Genomic DNA, 1,368 nt, shown 5'->3' with positions numbered 1-1,368 from the left:
GTAAGATGAAAAAAGGTTTTACTCTAATCGAGCTGATCTTTACCATCGTGATTTTAGCGATCACTACGATGGCGATCCCGCGCATCGTCGCGCAAACCACCGAGTTAAACGCCCTTGCGATCAAAGAGGAGCTTGTATATAACGCTAAAGCTTTGATGTCTCGCGTGTCTAAGGCGCAGTGGGATAGTGCGTATGCTAATGATGCTACGTGCGGAGGAGATGCAAGTTGTATGGATAGAATTCTAACTGTAAATCCGTCGATAGATGATTCGGGCAATAGTACCAAGGAGGTTAGACCTGGAATTTTGAATGAAGCTAGTAGGCGTGGAATCAGCTCCCAAGCTCCGGCTACGAAAAAGCAATTCGGTAGAAATGGAATTTCGGTTGGCGGCGGTCGTTATAATGATATCGACGATTACGACCAGTTCACGACCGATATAAGAGTCGGTGATTTGGTAGGTTCTAGTAGCAGGGGTGATTTCGTGCTTAATACTAGGATTAATATAGATGTGGATTATATCCCCGAGCCTTTTAATGCAGCACAGTATGCTGCGGGCGTCAATCTTAACGGTGTTCTTACCGACCAGCCGAACAATGGCACTCCTACCAATATCAAGATGGTTAGGGTATCTGCGATAGATCTAAACGATGCCGTAGCTAGAGATGGGAACGGCACTAAGGCAGTCGTTTTAAAAGCGTTTTTATCTAATATCGGCGTCGGCGTGCAGACAACCGTCACTAGACGATACTGATAGGGGTGCGAGATGAAAAAAGGTTTTACCCTTATAGAGCTGGTATTCGTTATCGTGGTGCTTGGTATCATCTCGATGTTCGGCGCGGATCTATACACGAAGATCTACAAATCCTACGTACATGTACGTGCAGTAAATCAGCTGGAAGCCAGAACACAAAATGCGATGATGCTAATCACAAATCGCTTAGAAGATAGAATAAAAAGTTCTACTATAGGTAGAGAGCTTAGAACAAATGAGTTTGTGCCGATTAGTGATCTTACTGATCCGAAATACGACATACTAGAATGGATCGGTCAAAGCGTAGAGACGAGAAATATAAATAAGAGAACTCCCGGTTGGAGCGGCTTTATGTCGATGTCGCAGCTTCGAGATACTACATGGGTAGCCGACGCGAATAACGCTGGCTATATCGCAGATACGAGAACCCAGTTTAATATGGTCTCCTTGGGTAGCGACTTTCCGCAAGTAGCTAGGATAGTTGGAAATTTAAGGGCTACGACATATAATAGACCTTCTACTAACACCCAAGTTGCTGTTATTTTTAGGGTTGTTACCAACGATGCTTCGCCTACTAGCGTAGGTATAGGCTTCGGCTACGATAGGGCGGTTAGAG

At 44.8% G+C, this 1,368-nt stretch carries 2 protein-coding genes; both read left to right on the top strand.

Going from position 1 to position 1,368, the window contains the following annotated elements; all coding sequences use genetic code 11:
- Positions 1–752, top strand: a 752-nt coding sequence (locus tag Q0238_RS06195) for a type II secretion system protein (protein WP_297944033.1), incomplete at its 5' end; no start/stop codon positions are given.
- A gap of 12 nt (positions 753–764) precedes the next feature.
- On the top strand, positions 765–1,368 hold a 604-nt coding region (locus Q0238_RS06190), incomplete at its 3' end, for a type II secretion system protein (protein WP_297944030.1).

The sequence above is a fragment of the uncultured Campylobacter sp. genome (genome assembly GCF_938045775.1).
GTDB lineage: Bacteria > Campylobacterota > Campylobacteria > Campylobacterales > Campylobacteraceae > Campylobacter_B.
This window is presented reverse-complemented; position numbering and strand designations above follow the sequence as displayed.